At 64.6% G+C, this 14666-nt stretch carries 13 protein-coding genes and 1 pseudogene; 3 read left to right on the top strand and 11 right to left on the bottom strand.

All coding sequences use genetic code 11. The annotated features are described in order from the left end of the window. Window positions 1-68 precede the first annotated feature (68 nt). The 10 genes and pseudogenes from H8A95_RS27355 to H8A95_RS27310 all read right to left on the bottom strand — a co-directional run bounded on the left by H8A95_RS27355 (window position 69) and on the right by H8A95_RS27310 (window position 10285). Window positions 69-1160: a sensor histidine kinase gene (locus H8A95_RS27355; RefSeq protein WP_229186029.1), complete on the bottom strand. Its 1092-nt coding sequence runs from the start codon at window positions 1158-1160 to the stop codon at window positions 69-71. Continuing rightward, the gene (locus H8A95_RS27350) at window positions 1157-1597 is read right to left on the bottom strand and encodes a response regulator (protein WP_229186028.1); all 441 of its coding nucleotides are present in this window, start codon (window positions 1595-1597) and stop codon (window positions 1157-1159) included. Before H8A95_RS27350 ends, H8A95_RS27355 begins: the two co-directional genes overlap by 4 nt. After that, window positions 1594-3123, bottom strand: coding sequence for a sensor histidine kinase (locus tag H8A95_RS27345; RefSeq protein WP_229186027.1), 1530 nt, complete (start codon window positions 3121-3123; stop codon window positions 1594-1596). Before H8A95_RS27345 ends, H8A95_RS27350 begins: the two co-directional genes overlap by 4 nt. Window positions 3124-3222: 99 nt before the next feature. After that, window positions 3223-4581 carry an acetyl-CoA carboxylase biotin carboxylase subunit gene (gene accC, locus H8A95_RS27340; RefSeq protein WP_229186026.1) on the bottom strand — a complete coding sequence of 453 codons (1359 nt, stop codon included), beginning with the start codon at window positions 4579-4581 and terminating at the stop codon, window positions 3223-3225. Window positions 4582-4606: 25 nt separating this feature from the next. Then, window positions 4607-5116: an acetyl-CoA carboxylase biotin carboxyl carrier protein gene (gene accB, locus H8A95_RS27335; protein ID WP_229186025.1), complete on the bottom strand. Its 510-nt coding sequence runs from the start codon at window positions 5114-5116 to the stop codon at window positions 4607-4609. Window positions 5117-5168: 52 nt separating this feature from the next. Next, a complete protein-coding gene (aroQ, locus tag H8A95_RS27330) occupies window positions 5169-5654 on the bottom strand; it encodes a type II 3-dehydroquinate dehydratase (RefSeq protein WP_229186024.1) in 486 nt (161 codons plus the stop codon). Between the two features lie 341 nt (window positions 5655-5995). Further along, the gene (locus H8A95_RS27325) at window positions 5996-6814 is read right to left on the bottom strand and encodes a DUF1236 domain-containing protein (protein WP_229186023.1); all 819 of its coding nucleotides are present in this window, start codon (window positions 6812-6814) and stop codon (window positions 5996-5998) included. 125 nt (window positions 6815-6939) lie between these two features. Beyond that, window positions 6940-7890 (bottom strand): hypothetical protein, encoded by a 951-nt coding sequence (locus tag H8A95_RS27320; protein WP_229186022.1) that lies wholly within the window; start codon window positions 7888-7890, stop codon window positions 6940-6942. 133 nt (window positions 7891-8023) lie between these two features. Beyond that, window positions 8024-8791: a DsbA family protein gene (locus H8A95_RS27315; protein ID WP_229186021.1), complete on the bottom strand. Its 768-nt coding sequence runs from the start codon at window positions 8789-8791 to the stop codon at window positions 8024-8026. Window positions 8792-8879: 88 nt separating this feature from the next. Then, window positions 8880-10285 (bottom strand): annotated as a pseudogene (locus H8A95_RS27310) (M48 family metalloprotease). Between H8A95_RS27310 and H8A95_RS27305 the strand changes: the two are divergent. The 3 genes from H8A95_RS27305 (at window position 10284) to H8A95_RS27295 (ending at window position 13232) form a co-directional block, all read left to right on the top strand. Then, complete coding sequence (locus H8A95_RS27305; protein WP_229186020.1) at window positions 10284-10430, top strand: hypothetical protein; 147 nt, start codon at window positions 10284-10286, stop codon at window positions 10428-10430. The pseudogene H8A95_RS27310 and the gene H8A95_RS27305 sit on opposite strands and share 2 nt — an antisense overlap. Before the next feature lie 95 nt (window positions 10431-10525). Next, a complete protein-coding gene (locus H8A95_RS27300; protein WP_229186019.1) occupies window positions 10526-11713 on the top strand; it encodes a pyridoxal phosphate-dependent aminotransferase in 1188 nt (395 codons plus the stop codon). A gap of 184 nt (window positions 11714-11897) precedes the next feature. Further along, window positions 11898-13232 (top strand): dicarboxylate/amino acid:cation symporter, encoded by a 1335-nt coding sequence (locus H8A95_RS27295; protein ID WP_229186018.1) that lies wholly within the window; start codon window positions 11898-11900, stop codon window positions 13230-13232. A gap of 14 nt (window positions 13233-13246) precedes the next feature. On the opposite strand, the gene H8A95_RS27290 is transcribed toward H8A95_RS27295, so the two are convergent. Next, a complete protein-coding gene (locus H8A95_RS27290; protein WP_229186017.1) occupies window positions 13247-14479 on the bottom strand; it encodes an NAD(P)/FAD-dependent oxidoreductase in 1233 nt (410 codons plus the stop codon). Between the last annotated feature and the right edge of the window lie 187 nt (window positions 14480-14666).

Below are 14666 nucleotides of genomic sequence, written 5' to 3'. Positions count from 1 at the left end.
CGAACAACAAGGTGACGCGGCCGTTAAGGCCAACGTGAAAAATCGACCAATCAGCCACCGGCAGTAGCCTAACTGGCGGCGACGCTTGTCGATTTTGCCGGCGCCGCGGTGACGCGGGCAAACCGGACCACGAAGCGGGTGCCCTTGTGGCTCGGGTCGCGCTCGACGTTGGCGTCGAGCTTGACGGCCATTGCCGCGACGATGCGCTGGCCCATGCCGGTGCCGCGCGGGTCGGCCTTGTCGGAGTAGCCCACGCCTTCATCGCTGATCGCGAGCTGGACATCGTTCGCCAGCGGCCTCAGCTCGACATGGATCGGGCCGGCGCCGTCGGGATAGGCGTATTTGACGGCGTTCATCACCAGCTCGTTGACGATGATGCCGATCGCAACCGCGCGATCGGGATCGATCTCGACCGGGTCGGCCTTTAGCGTCAGCCGCGACATCTTGTTGCCTTCGGCCGATCGCCTGAGATCCTCGAGCAGCGCCTCGAGATACTGGTTGAGCATCACCGTCTTGAAGTCGTGCGAGGTGTAGAGGCGGCGGTGCACCTGCGCGACGGCGGCGACACGGCCCATCGCATTGGTGAGCGCCGCCTTGACATCCTGCTGGGTCGAGGAATTGGCTTGCAGATGCAGCAGCGAGGCAATGATCTGCAACGAATTGCCGACGCGATGGTTGACCTCGCGCAGCAGAACTTCGCGCTCGGCGGCAAGCGCGGCGTAGCGGTCGCGTGAGGCGTGCACCTCGGCTTCGGCCTCGTCGCGCGCTTTCTGGATCGCGGCGCGCCGGACCGCGCCGTTCACCGCGACCTGGAGCAGGGGGATGAATTCGCCCCTGACGTCCTTGACCAGATAGTCCGCCGCGCCGGCCTTCAGCGCGGTGACGGCAATCGCCGAATCCTGCGAGGCGGTGACGAACACCACCGGCGGCGCGTCCGGAATCTTGAGGATCTGCTCCAGCGTCTCCAGCCCATCGAAGCCGGGCATGACCTGATCGAGCGCGACCACGTCGATGCCGCCCTGGGCGAGCCGGTCGAGGCCTTCCTGGCCGCTTGCGGCGTGCACGACCTTGTAGCCCGCGCGCGTCAGCCCGCGTTCGACCAGGCGCGCCAGCGCCGCGTCGTCGTCGATGTAGAGCAGTGTCGGCGTTGCGCTGGTCATATGGAAGCTGGCGGCACCTGAATCACGGAAAAGAACAGGCCAAGCTGGCGAATGGCGTTGGCAAAGCTTTCGTAGTTGACCGGCTTGGTGATGTAGACGTTGCAACCGAGTTCGTAGCAACGCTTGATCTCATGGGAGTCGTCGGTCGTGGTCAACACGACCACCGGCGTCGACTTGAGATACTTGTTTTCCTTGACCCGCTTCAGAATGTCGATGCCGGTCATGTCAGGCAGATTGAGATCAAGCAGGATGAGCAGAGGCTGGCCCTTGCGCTCGACCGCGCTGCCATCCCGGCCGAACAGGTAGTTCACGGCCTCTGTACCGTTGGTGAACGGGATGATCTCATTGTTGACACCTGAGCGCCGGATATTCCGCTCAATCAGGCGGGCATGGCCCTCGTCGTCCTCGATCATGATGATGGTGACTGGATCGCTCATGACGCCTTTTCCCGGTTCTTGCCTGACCATTTGATAGGCAGCGTGATGGTGAATGTGCTGCCTTTGTGAAGTTCCGATGCTACCGACATGGTGCCGCCCAGTCTGCGCACAAGTGCGCGGACATGGGCAAGCCCGATGCCTTGACCGGGCTTGTCCTGGGTTCCGGCGCGGCGGAACAGATCGAAAATGCGCTGGTGGTCCTTGGGATCGATGCCGCGGCCGTTGTCCGTGACCTCGAAGATCGCAAAGCCGAGCTTGGTGCGGCCTTCGATCGAGATCTCGCCGGGGACGCCGTTCCTGAGGTACTTGAGCGCGTTGTCGATCAGGTTGGAGAAGATCTGTTCCAGCGCGAGGCGGTCGCTGACGATCTTGGGCAACGCGCCGACCTCGACGGTCGCATTGGCCTCGACCGCCTGGTGAGCGACCGTCTTGACGATGCCGTCGATCAGCTCGCGGAGGTCGACGCGTTCGGGCTTGAACTCACGGCGGCCCTCGCGGGTGAGATTGAGGATCGCACTGATTAGGCGGTCCATCTTGGCGATCGACGATTTGATGAAGCTGAGCGATTCGCTGAAATCGTCGGACAGCTGCTTGTCGGAGCCTTCGAGCTCGGGCTCGGCCACGTCAGTGGCGTCTTCCGGCATCGCCGGCGCGAGCGACGCGGTGCGATTGAGCGTCGCGATGCGCTTGAAGATGTCGCCGCGCAGCTCTTCCAACTCGCTGGTGAAGCCCATGATGTTGACCAGCGGCGAGCGCAGATCGTGGCTGACGATATAGGCGAAGCGCTGGATCTCCTCGTTGGCCTCGCGCAGGTCCGCGGTGCGCTCGTCGACGATGGTTTCGAGATTGACGTTGCTGTCGCGCAGCCTGGCTTCGGCCTCGTCGCGCGCCCGCGAGGATTGCCGCAGCAGCACCAGCGAAAGCGCGGCGAGCGCCAGCACCATACAGGAGCCTGCGATCGTGACGGAGGAGGCCAGCACCTGGGTCCTGTCCGCGGTCGCAGTGCGCATCGCCAGCAGGCGATCCTCCTCGGTGCGCATGTCGCGGCCGATCCCGGCGATCGCCTCCAACGCATCGGCCGATGTGCCCTTGCGCAGGATGTCGATGCTGGTCGCCGTGTCGTTATGCTTGACGCGCTCGATGCTGAGGGCGAAGTCGGCCAGTCGTTGCTCGACGGCGGCCTTGAGCTTCGCGGCATTGGCGACCTGCACCGGATTATCGACCGTCATCATCTGGAGATGGCCGAGCGCGGAGGGGAGGCCTGCCGCCGCGGACTGGTATTCGGACAGGTATTGCGGTGCCGATGTCAGCAGATACGCCCTGGTTGCGCTTTCGGCGCGCCTGACGTCAAGCAGCAGGTTGGCAACCTGGCTCTCGACCTCGACCGTATGGACGACCAGGGCATTGTCCTCACGCGCCTTGTTGACCAACAGAACGGACGCCACGCTGACCGCGACCAGCACGAAAAATCCCGCCGAGAGGAGCAGGATCTGCAACGTGGACCGGCGTCGTGAAACAGGCGTCACGACAGTCTCTTTGCGGGAGCGGGATTCAATGCGTCCCCGTGGAAAGCCAATAACCCTATAGTACGTTTGAACTGGGCCTGGGTTCCACGGAGTTCCGAACTATTTTGGGGCGTCGGATGGCTGGCCCGCGAGGTACTGCTCCAGCCAGTGGATGTGGTAGTCGCCTTCGATGATGTCGGGCTCGCGCACCAATGCGCGGAACAGCGGCAGCGTCGTCTCGATCCCGTCGACCACCATCTCGTCCAGCGCCCGGCGCAGCCGCATCAGGCATTCGCCGCGGGTCTTGCCGTGCACGATCAACTTGCCGACCAGCGAGTCGTAATAGGGCGGGATCACGTAGCCCTGATAGACGGCGGAATCGATCCGCACGCCGAGGCCGCCGGGCGGATGGAATTGCGTGATTCGTCCGGGCGAGGGACGGAAGGTCTGCGGGTTCTCCGCGTTGATGCGGCACTCGATGGCGTGGCCGATGATCGCGATGTCGCTCTGCTTGGCCGGAAGGTCGCCGCCGGCGGCAATCCGGATCTGCTCCAGCACCAGATCGATATCGGTGATGCTTTCGGTGACGGGATGCTCGACCTGGATGCGGGTGTTCATTTCGATGAAATAGAACTCGCCGTCCTCGTAGAGGAATTCGATGGTGCCGACGCCGAGATACTTCATGTCCCGCATCGCCTTGGCGCAGGTCTCGCCGATCCTGGCGCGCGCGGCCGCCGCGAGTACGGGCGAGGGGCCTTCCTCCCAGACCTTCTGGTGACGGCGCTGCAGCGAGCAGTCGCGCTCGCCGAGATGGATAGCGCCGCCGCGGCCGTCGCCGAGAATCTGGATCTCGATGTGGCGCGGCTTCTGTAGGTATTTCTCCAGGTAGACCGAGGCGTCGCCGAACGCCGATCTGGCCTCGTTCGCCGCGGTCGAGAGCGCCAGCGCCAGATCAGCCTCGGTGTGCGCGACCTTCATGCCGCGGCCACCGCCGCCGGCCGCAGCCTTCACCAGCACCGGGAAACCGATGTCCTTGCCGATGACGAGAGCGTCGGCCTCCGATGTCACCGCGCCGTCCGAGCCGGGCACCACTGGAATGCCGAGGCGCTTGGCGGTCTTCTTGGCTTCGATCTTGTCGCCCATCAGGCGGATGTGCTCGGCCTTCGGTCCGATGAAGCCGAGATTGTGGTCGGCGAGGATCTCGGCGAAGCGCGCATTCTCCGACAGGAAGCCATAGCCGGGATGCACGGCGTCGGCGCCGGTGATCTCGCAGGCCGCGAGCAGCGCCGGTATGTTGAGGTAGGAATCCTTCGAGGGCGGCGGGCCGATGCACACGCTCTCGTCGGCGAGCCGCACATGCATTGCATCGGCGTCGGCGGTGGAATGCACCGCGACGGTGGAGATGCCGAGCTCCTTGCAGGCGCGCAGCACGCGAAGCGCGATCTCGCCGCGATTGGCTATGAGGATCTTGTCGAACATCGCTGCGCCTGACGTTGACGGGAAGCTATTCAATGATGACGAGCGGTTCGCCGAATTCGACGGGCTGGCCGTCCTCGACGAGGATCTGCGTCACGGTGCCGGCGCGGGGCGACGGGATCTGGTTCATCGTCTTCATCGCCTCGATGATCAGAAGCGTCTGGCCGGCGCTGACCTTGGTGCCGACTTCAATGAACGGCTTGGCGCCCGGCTCGGGCGACCAATAGGCGGTGCCGACCATCGGCGAGGGCACGGCGCCCGGGTGCTTTGCCAGATCGGTCGCAGCAGCAACCGCGGCAACCGGCACCGCCCCCGGCGCGGCAACCGCATGCACGGCTGACGGCACGGATGCCGCGATGCTGATGTTGCGGGCCACCCGGACGCGCAGGCCGGCGCGCTCGATCTCGATCTCGGTGAGGTTGGTCTCAGCAAGCAGAAGCGCGAGCTCGCGGATGAGGACGCTGTCGTCGCTCTTGGAGTCGTTCTTCACGTCGTTCTTGGACTTTGCGGCTGATTTGTCGTCTGGCTGGCGCGCCATGTTGTTTGATCCGAAATCTCTGTCTGGTGACGGGGAACGTCAGGATTGACGATTAAGTCTTTGGCTTGGCATCGGTCCTGGCATCGGTCTTCGCACCAATCCTGGTGGCGAGGCCGATGATCGCAAGCCGGTAGCCGTCGATGCCGAAGCCGCAAAGCGACGCGAAGGCGGCTTTAGCAGTGAACGAGTGGTCCCGGAAGCTCTCGCGGGCGTGGATATTGCTGACATGAACCTCGACGGCGGGGACCTTGACCGCAACCAGCGCGTCATGCAGCGCGATCGAGGTATGGGAGTAGCCGCCGGCGTTGATGATGATGCCGACCGCCTTCTTGGCGTGGGCTTCATGGATGAAATCGATCAGTTCACCCTCGCGGTTGGACTGCCGGCAGTCGGCGGTCAGCCCGAACTGGCGTGCGGTGTCCGCGCACAGCTTCTCGACGTCGGCGAGGGTGGCGTGGCCGTACGTCTCCGGCTCGCGCGTCCCCAACAGGTTGAGGTTCGGGCCGTTCAGCACATAGATCGTTCCGGCAGCAGCCATTCCAGAGATTCCTGCCAAAGATTCTTGCCAAGGATTCCTGCCAAGGGTTCCGGGCGAGGGGTGGAGTGGGCCGGGTTATAGGTAACAACCGGCCGCAGGGGAAGTCTTTAGGTGAAATCGGAACGTCTTCAACAGCTTCCTCCACCCTGTTAGGTAGTTGCCGTAACCTGCGGAAATTGCTGATTAACCAAATCGTGCGGAAAGACGCGTCGGGGCTGCGCTCCGGTCCGTCATCCACCGGCGATCGCGGGTTGTGGTCGAATGCAAAACCCCGCCCCGGGAGGGGGCGGGGTTGAGATTGCGGCGAGGGCCCTCATGGCACCCTCGCGGCCGAGGCCACCTTAGCCCTCGATGATGTAGACGATCTCGTGGGTCTCCGGCTGCACGATGATGTAGCGGCCCTTGACCAGAATGAACTCATAGCCGCGCCACTGCGGATAGATCGTCACGACGCGCTCCGGCACCGGGTAGAAGTGCACGTCGGCCGGGACGCGGGTGCCGACCGCCACGTTGAAGTTCACGTTGGTGACTTCGGTGACGTGCTCCGACTTGATCGCGGTCGTGATCTGGGTGCGCTTCTCGGCCGGCGGAGCCGCGGTGGCCGACGTCGCCGCGTTACCGGTCGTGGTCTGGGTGCGGCTGCTGTCGTTGGTCTGCGCGCGGTTGGTGTCGGTCGGGCTCTTGGTCTGAGCGTTCTGATTGGTTGTGGCACCGCTCTTGTCGCGGCTCTCGGCGTTCATGTTGCCGCTCTTGTCACGACCTTCGGCTTTCATGCCGCCGTTCTTGTCGTGGCTCTCGGCCTTCATGTCCTTCGGGCCTTCCTTGGAGCCCTTGGTCGCATCGTTCTCCGAGCTCATGCCCTTCGACTTCTGCGTATTGTCCTGCGCGCCCTTGGCGGCGGGGCCGGACTTGTCGGACTCGGCGCCCTTCATCCCCGGAGAAGACTCACCGGTCGTGGAATGCTCGGAACCCTTCATGCCGCTCTTATCATGCTGCATGGTGCCCGATGACGCGCCACCTGACGGTGCAGAGTGTTCCATGGTCGCGCCGCCGCCGGCTCCGGATTCCTTGTTGGCTCCGCCGGTGCCCTGTGCATTCGCAAAGCCGGCGCCGGCGATCAGGGCCGCCGCAGCAACGGAAATCAGAAAGCGGTTAGACATCATATTCCTCCTCGTATTTAAGCATTGCCCGCGCCAACAACGGGAGAGGATGTGCGATGTTCCTGTTGATTTGCGGTTCCCCGCGGTTTGTTTGTTGTGTGAATGCGCGATGAACAGAGCGTGCTTCAACCGCAGGCCCAGTCGAACTCCATGCTTGCAAGATCTAGCTGGCCGTTGCCGCCGCCGAAATTGAAGCCGCCGAAATGCTCTTCGATCTCGAGATAGGTCGCGCTGTATTTCGGCGTCCACTGGTTTGGAAACATTGTGCCGCCGAGATGGTTACGGCCTTGCAAGCGTTCGAGGCCGTGCGCACTGCCATCCGCACCGTAGGGCGCGATGTAGTCGCCGAGATCGCCCTTGTGCAGCAAATGGTCGCGCGGCGGCTTGCCGACATTGGGATCGCCGTCGCGTGCCGCAAGCGCGATGCCGTAGGCATGGTGTCCGGCCTCAGGGACGTGGCCGAACAGGCGATACCAGTATGTCTTCTCCAGTTCCTCGATGCGCGTGGTGCGGCCGACATGGACGTCGAACGCCGTGCGCGCCGCGCCTTTCACGAGCCAGCGTGGCGGCGAATTGGCTTCCAGCAATGGATTGCCGGCGAGCTCCGGCGGCTGGCAGAGCGGTGCTGCGAATTCGGTCTCCGTGAGCCAGATCGCCGCGAAATTGTGGTCGATGATGTCCTTCATCCGAAACTCCATCGGATGACGGTTCTGCCGATAGGCGAAGCACGGCAGCAGATTGCGATCGGCCGGACGCTCGACGGTCTCAGCATTGAGATATCGCGCGACCGCCTCGATCTCGACGGGCTCGTCATATTGCTGATCGGCGAACATCGCGAGCGCAACGTAGGACTGGCCCTTGGCGCGATACTGCGTGGGAATCCGCAGCGTGAAGCAGTGCTGCATCGGAAAGCCATCATGAGGGCTCAGCGGCCATTGCTCGGTGCGAATGCCCGACGGCAGGCCGTAGCACCAGCCGTGATCATGGTCGGAGCCACGTTGTGGCGCCGTGTTCAGGAGCGTGAGGTCGTAGCCAAGGGTAGGCGAGGCCAGAAGGGTAGGCGAGGCCATGGACATGGCGCGCGGCTTCCGTGATTGGTGATGGCCCTTGGTTGCAGCCCGCGCGGGATTGGTTCGGTGATGGCAATAAAAAATCCGGCTGCCTGGCAGCCGGATTTTGCTGATTGAATGGGCGCCGTCGAAGGGACGATCAGCAGGTCGCCTTGCCGCAGCGGGCAATGCCGATCTTTTCCTTGAGATTGTCGACGCCAACGGCGCCGACAACGACCTGCTTGCCGATCACGTAGCTCGGCGTGCCGTTCATGCCCATGGATTCGGCAAGGCGGAAGTTCTCCTCGATGGTCGCCTTCACCTCGGGGCCCGCCATGTCCTTCTCGAGCTTGGTCATGTCGAGGCCGACGTCCTTGGCGACGGCCATCGCGCGGGCCTTGTCGGCGGCGCCGCGGCCACCCAGCAGCTTCTGGTGAAACTCGAGATACTTCTTGCCGGTCGGGTCCTGCATGCGCACGGCGACCGCGACCTGCGCGGCCTCGACCGAGCCCTGGCTCAGCACCGGGAATTCCTTCAGCACGACCTTCAGCTTCGGATCCGACTTCATCAGATCCATCATGTCGGACATCGCGCGCTTGCAGTAGCCGCAATTGTAATCGAAGAACTCGACGAAGGTGACGTCGCCGTCCTTGTTGCCGAGCATGACGCCGCGCGGCGAATTGAAGATGGTGTCGGCGTTCTTGGCGACGCTCTGCTCATGCTTCTCGGCTTCAGCGGCCGCCTGCCGCTTGCTGAGCTCGTTCATCGCCTCTTCGAGCACCTCGGGATGCGAGACGAGGTAGTTGCGCACGATGGTCTCGATGTCGCCGCGCTGGGTATCGTTGAAGCTCTGCGCGGACGCCGACAGCGGCGCGGCGCAAACGCCGAGCGCGAGCAGGGCAGGGGCAAGAAAACGAAGCGCTGGCATGACAAAATCCTTGTTCGAGGTGGCCCGAAATACGGCGCGGCCGTGAGCCGGTTTTGGGGGGATCGTTGTATGGAACTACGGTTTATTTCTAGTTGTTTTTCTGACCCGGCATGGGCTTGGCGCTCACAATGTCGTCAGCTTTGACCCAGCCGGGCGTGCCGATCGCGAACCGCGTCTTGGCGCGCGACGCAAGGTCGCGGGCGGTCTTGGTGTCGCCGCGGAGATAGGCGGCCTGCGCTGAGGCCAGGTCGGCCTGGGCATAGTCGCCCTTGCGGCCGTAGGCCATCGCGAGCTGGGTGTAGCCGAGCGGCGCCTCGGGCTCGCGCCCCACGGCGGCCCGCAGCATGTTGATCGCTTCGTCGGTGAACGCCTTGTTGTCGGAGGCGACCAGCGCCTGGCCGAGCAGCATCTCGATCAGCGGCGAATTGCCGGACATCTGCACCGCGCGGCGCAGCGGCGCGATGGCCTCCGCCGGCCGGCCGCCTTCGAGCAGCGCCTGGCCGCGCAATTCGTAGAAATAGGGGTTGTTGGGCTGCGCCTGGATCAAGCTGTCGATCTGCGCGATCGCCGAACGCAGATCGCCGTGCAGATAGGTCGTGATCGCGCGTGCGTAGCGCGCCGGCATGCTGGTGTTGGTCAGCGGATAGCGGCGGTAGACCGTATCCTGCCGCTCCATGAAGCCGGAGATCTTGGCGCGCATCATGTCGTGACGCAGCTGCAGCGCCGGATCGTCCTTCTTGTCCCAATAGGGGCTGGAGCGCGCCAGCTCCTGCAGCGCCGAGACGCGATCGACCGGCATCGGGTGCGACTGCAAATAGGGATCGGCGCCGCGCGAGGCGAACAGGCTCTCGTCGGTGAAGCGCCTGAACGTCTCGTACATGCCCTTGGCGGACTGTCCGGTCGCGTTCAGGAATTTGACGCCGGCGCGGTCGGCGTTTTCTTCCTGCTGGCGCTGATAGGACAGCAGCGTGCGCTGAATCACCGTCTGCGGGGCCGAGATCGCTGCGGCGCAGCGCTGGAAAGGCCGTTTCCGCCGCCGCGGCCGCCTGCGCCGGCAGCGATCGCGCCGACGCCGAGCAGCATCGCGATGATCATCTGGGTCTGCGCCTGCGCCAGCTGCTCGCGCATCTTGGCGAGATGGCCACCTGCGAGATGGCCGGTCTCGTGCGCCAGCACGCCGATGATCTGGTTCGGCGTCTCCGATTGCAGCAGCGCGCCGTAGTTGACGAAGATGCGGCGGCCGTCGGCGACGAAGGCGTTGAACGAGCTGTCGTTGATGATGACGATCTGGATATTCTGCTTCTCCAGACCGGCGGCGCGCAGGATCGGCCTTGTGTATTCGCGCAGCAACTGCTCGGACTCGGTGTCGCGCAGCACCGGCGGGCCCTTTTGCTGGGCTTGCGCGGGGACGACCGGACCGATCGCGAGCGTGACCGCGGTCAGCAATGCGATGAGCTTGAAGGTCGTGGTGCGAAGCCTGAGGCGGAACAGCATGAGCGATCTATTGGCGATGGCTGGCCGCGCCGGCGCAAAACCGGGTTCCGGGCCGGACCGGATCCGGCGCGTGGCGCAGTCTGTTGTTTTTGCAGTTCTTCTTCACGCGAACCGGGTATTCACTTGGGGTATTCACTTGGCCTGAAAGCGTTATAAGGAGCCACCGAATGCGGCCAGTCTGGGGCGGCAGACGGTGACGGGAACCCGAATTCGGCAGCGGCCGTGCAATAGCAGAAATCCATGCGTGAAGCGACAGCGAGAGACCGTGTGAGCAGCCTTTTCACAGCGTCCGGCCGGAGCGATGTTCCGCCGTTCATGGTGATGGACGTGATGGCCGCCGCGGCGCGAATCGAGGCCGCCGGCGGCCATGTCATCCACATGGAGGTGGGGCAGCCCGCCGCATCCGCGCCGAAACCGGCGATCGCGGCCGCGCAGGCCGCGCTTCTGGACGGTCGGATCGACTACACCTCGGCGCTCGGCATTCCCTCGCTGCGCGCGCGCATCGCGCGGCATTACCGCGACACGTATGGTTGTGCGGTCGACGCCGAGCGCGTCATCGTCACCACGGGCTCGTCGGGCGGGTTCATCCTGGCGTTTCTTGCGATGTTCGAGCCGGGCGACCGGGTCGCGGTCACCGTGCCCGGCTATCCGCCGTATCGTCACATCCTGACTGCGCTCGGCTGCGAGCCGGTGCTGATCGAGACGTCAGGCGACACCCGCCACGCGCTGACCGGCGAGGCGCTGCTGGCTGCCCATCGCAAGGCGCCGCTGAAGGGCGTGCTGGTCGGCAGCCCCGCCAATCCGACCGGCACGATGATGTCGCGTGAGGCGCTGTCGAGCCTGATGGCGGCCGCCGACAGCGCCGGCATCCGCTTCATCTCCGACGAGATCTATCACGGGCTCGACTATGCGTTGCCCGCGGTGACGGCGGCCGAGCTGTCGCCGAACGCGCTCGTGATCAACTCGTTCTCGAAATACTTCTGCATGACCGGCTGGCGCGTCGGCTGGATCGTGGTGCCCGAAATGCTGGTGCGGCCGATCGAACGGCTGCAACAGAACCTGTCGATCTCGGTGCCGACCCTGTCGCAGATCGCAGCCGAAGCGGCCTTCGAAGGCCGCGAGGAGATGGAGGCGATCAAGCGCGGCTACCAGGAGAACCGCCGTATCCTGATCGAAGGGCTGCCGAAGGCGGGGCTGACCAAGTTCCTCCCCGCAGACGGCGCGTTCTATCTCTATGCCGACGTCTCCGACTTCACCTCCGACAGCTTCGCCTTCGCCAGCGAGATGCTCGAGAAGGCGCATGTCGCAGCGACCCCGGGCGTGGATTTCGATCCGATCCACGGCCGCGCCTTCATCCGTTTTTCCTATGCACGTTCGGCCGCGGACATGCAGGAAGCAGTTGCACGGATCGCGCATTGGCTTAAATAGCCCGCAATCTTCAAGAGCCTTCCATCCTTCGGTTGGATCGGTTTCGCAAGCGCCGTGCCTGGTTTCGGCGGAGCGACACGCGACAGATCGCCGCGGATAAACGGCAGGGCCCACACAGTTCCATTTGACTTGAACGGCCAAGTTGATCTTGGCTATTTCCGCCATTTCTGAGGGGGAGTGACACATGGCAACGGCAACCGTTGCCACGGCTTCACCGGCGTCTGCCGGTGGCAAGCCGTGGTACAAGATTCTCTATGTCCAGGTCCTGATCGCAATCGTGCTCGGCGCGCTGGTCGGCGCGTTCTGGCCGTCGCTTGCCACCAATGAGTGGATCAAGGCACTCGGCGACGGCTTCATCAAGCTGATCAAGATGGTGATCGCACCGATCATCTTCTGCACGGTGGTCTCAGGCATCGCGCATATCCAGGATGCCAAGAAGGTCGGCCGCATCGGCGTCAAGGCGCTGGTCTATTTCGAAGTCGTCTCGACCTTCGCGCTGGTGATCGGATTGCTCATCGGCAATATCGTGAAGCCGGGCGCGGGCTTCGGCGGCGCAGCGGCCAACGCGCAGGCGGTTGCCAATTATGCCAAGCAGGCGGAGGCGCAGAAGAGCGTCGACTTCGTGCTGCGCATCATCCCCGACACCGTCGTCGGCGCCTTCGCCCAGGGCGAGATCCTGCAGGTACTGCTGTTCTCGGTGCTGTTCGGCTTCGCGATCATGGGCCTCGGCGAGCGCGGCCACACCATCCGTTCGTTCATCGACGATGCCGCGCATGCGGTGTTCGGCGTCATCTCGATCGTGATGCGGGCGGCGCCGATCGGTGCGTTCGGCGCGATGGCCTTCACCATCGGCAAGTTCGGCACCGGCGCGATCCTCAATCTGATGGGGCTGATCGCGACGTTCTATCTGACCGCGGCGCTGTTCGTCCTCGTGGTGCTCGGCATCATCGCGCGGATCGCAGGGTTCTCGATCTTCCGGTTCCTGGCCTACATCAAGGACGAGCTCCTGATCGTGCTCGGCACCTCGTCGTCGGAGAGCGCGCTGCCGTCATTGATGGAGAAGCTCGAACGGCTCGGCTGCTCGAAGTCCGTAGTCGGCCTCGTGGTGCCCACGGGATATTCATTCAACCTCGACGGCACCAACATCTACATGACGCTGGCGACGTTGTTCATCGCGCAGGCGCTGGGCTACGACCTCACGTTCAGCCAGCAGCTCACGATCCTGGTCGTGGCGATGCTGACCTCGAAGGGGGCGTCCGGCATCACCGGCGCGGGCTTCATCACGCTGGCGGCGACGCTTGCGGTGGTCGATCCGCGGCTGGTGCCGGGCATGGCGATCGTGCTCGGCATCGACAAGTTCATGAGCGAGTGCCGCGCGCTGACCAATCTGTGCGGCAACGGCGTCGCCTGCGTGATCGTCGCCTGGTGGGAGGGCGAGCTCGACCGCGACAAGCTCAACGCCAATCTCGCCCGGCAGATCGACCCGACCGACATGGAGACCGCGGTGACGACGGACTAGATCGGCGTCTGGAGTCAGAAGCGATCGAGCCGATACGGCGAGGTGTCCACAGCGGATGCCTCGCCGTTCATCGTTTCGGCCAGCACCCGCGCCGTCGCCGGGCCGAGTGTGAAGCCCTGATGGCCGTGACCGAAATTCACCCACAGCCCGCGATGGCGCGGCGCAGGCCCGAGCACCGGCAGCATGTCGGTGGTGCAGGGGCGGGTGCCGAACCAGGGCTCGGGCTCGACGCGGCTGCCGATCTCGATCAGCTCGCGTGCGGCCGCTTCGGCATGACCAAGCTGGATCGGCGTCGCCGGCGCATCGGGGCTGGTCAGCTCCGCGCCGGTCGTGATGCGGATTCCCTTGGCCATCGGCGCCATCGCATACCCATTCGCGGTGTCGACCAGCGGCAGGTCGAGCGAACGGCCGCCCTGATAGTGCATATGGTAGCCGCGCTTGCGCACCAGCGGGATCCGGTAGCCGAACTTGCGCAGCAATTGCGGTGACCACGGCCCGAGCGTGACGACGACGTGGGCGGCATCGATCCGACCGCCGATGGTGTCGACCGACCAGCCGGATGTGGTCTGCGTCAGCGTCTGCGCATCGCCATTCAGCAGCGTCCCGCCGAGGCGCTCGAACAATCCGGCATAGGCGGACACGAGGCCGCCGGGGTCCGACACGGTCCAAGGCCCGAGCCAGTGAATGGCGCCGGGCAGATCGTCGCGCAGCAAAGGCTCCGCTCTGGCAAGCTCCTTGCCATCGAGCACGCGAAACTGCACGCCGAAGTCACGCTGGTTCTCTTCGGCGACTGCGATCGCCTGCTCCAGTGCCGCCGGGTCGCGATGCAGCAGGCGATAGCCGGCGCGACGGATCAGATTGTCGGCATGTGCATCGCGGATCAGCGTGTCGTGCTCCGCGGTGGCGTAGGCGATCAGGCGCGCCCATGCGATGGTGGCTTCGCGGTGCCGCTCGGGCGTCGAGTTCCACCAATAGCGCAGCAGCGGACCGGCGTGCCGGGGCAGCGAGGCGAGGCGATAGCGCACATCGTTGGTGCGCCCCATCGCGATCCTGGTGAGCGTGGCGGGATCGCGCGGCATCGGATAGGGCCGCACCGCCTCGCTCTGAATGATGCCGGCATTGCCGTAGCTGGTCTCGCGGCCGGGTTCCTTGCGGTCGACGAGCGTGACCGACCAGCCGCGGCGTTGCAAATGCAGCGCCGTGCTGACGCCCACCATGCCGCCGCCAAGAACGATCGCGCTTTGCATCGGGTCCGTCTCCGTCAGGCTCCGTCACGCCGGCGTCTGACGAACGGATGGCCTGTCCAATAAAAACGCCCGGCGTGAACCGGGCGTTTTGACTTTCAGGTGGCGCTAGTTGCCGCCGCCGCCGAAGCGGCGCGACCACCAGCCCTTGCGGGCCGGAGCCTCGGCCGTGGCGGCGTCCGGTGCGGAG

The sequence above is a fragment of the Bradyrhizobium oropedii genome, from assembly GCF_020889685.1.
Taxonomy (GTDB): Bacteria; Pseudomonadota; Alphaproteobacteria; order Rhizobiales; family Xanthobacteraceae; genus Bradyrhizobium; species Bradyrhizobium oropedii.
Note: the sequence above shows the minus strand (reverse complement) of the source record. Positions and strands in the feature narration are given on the sequence as shown.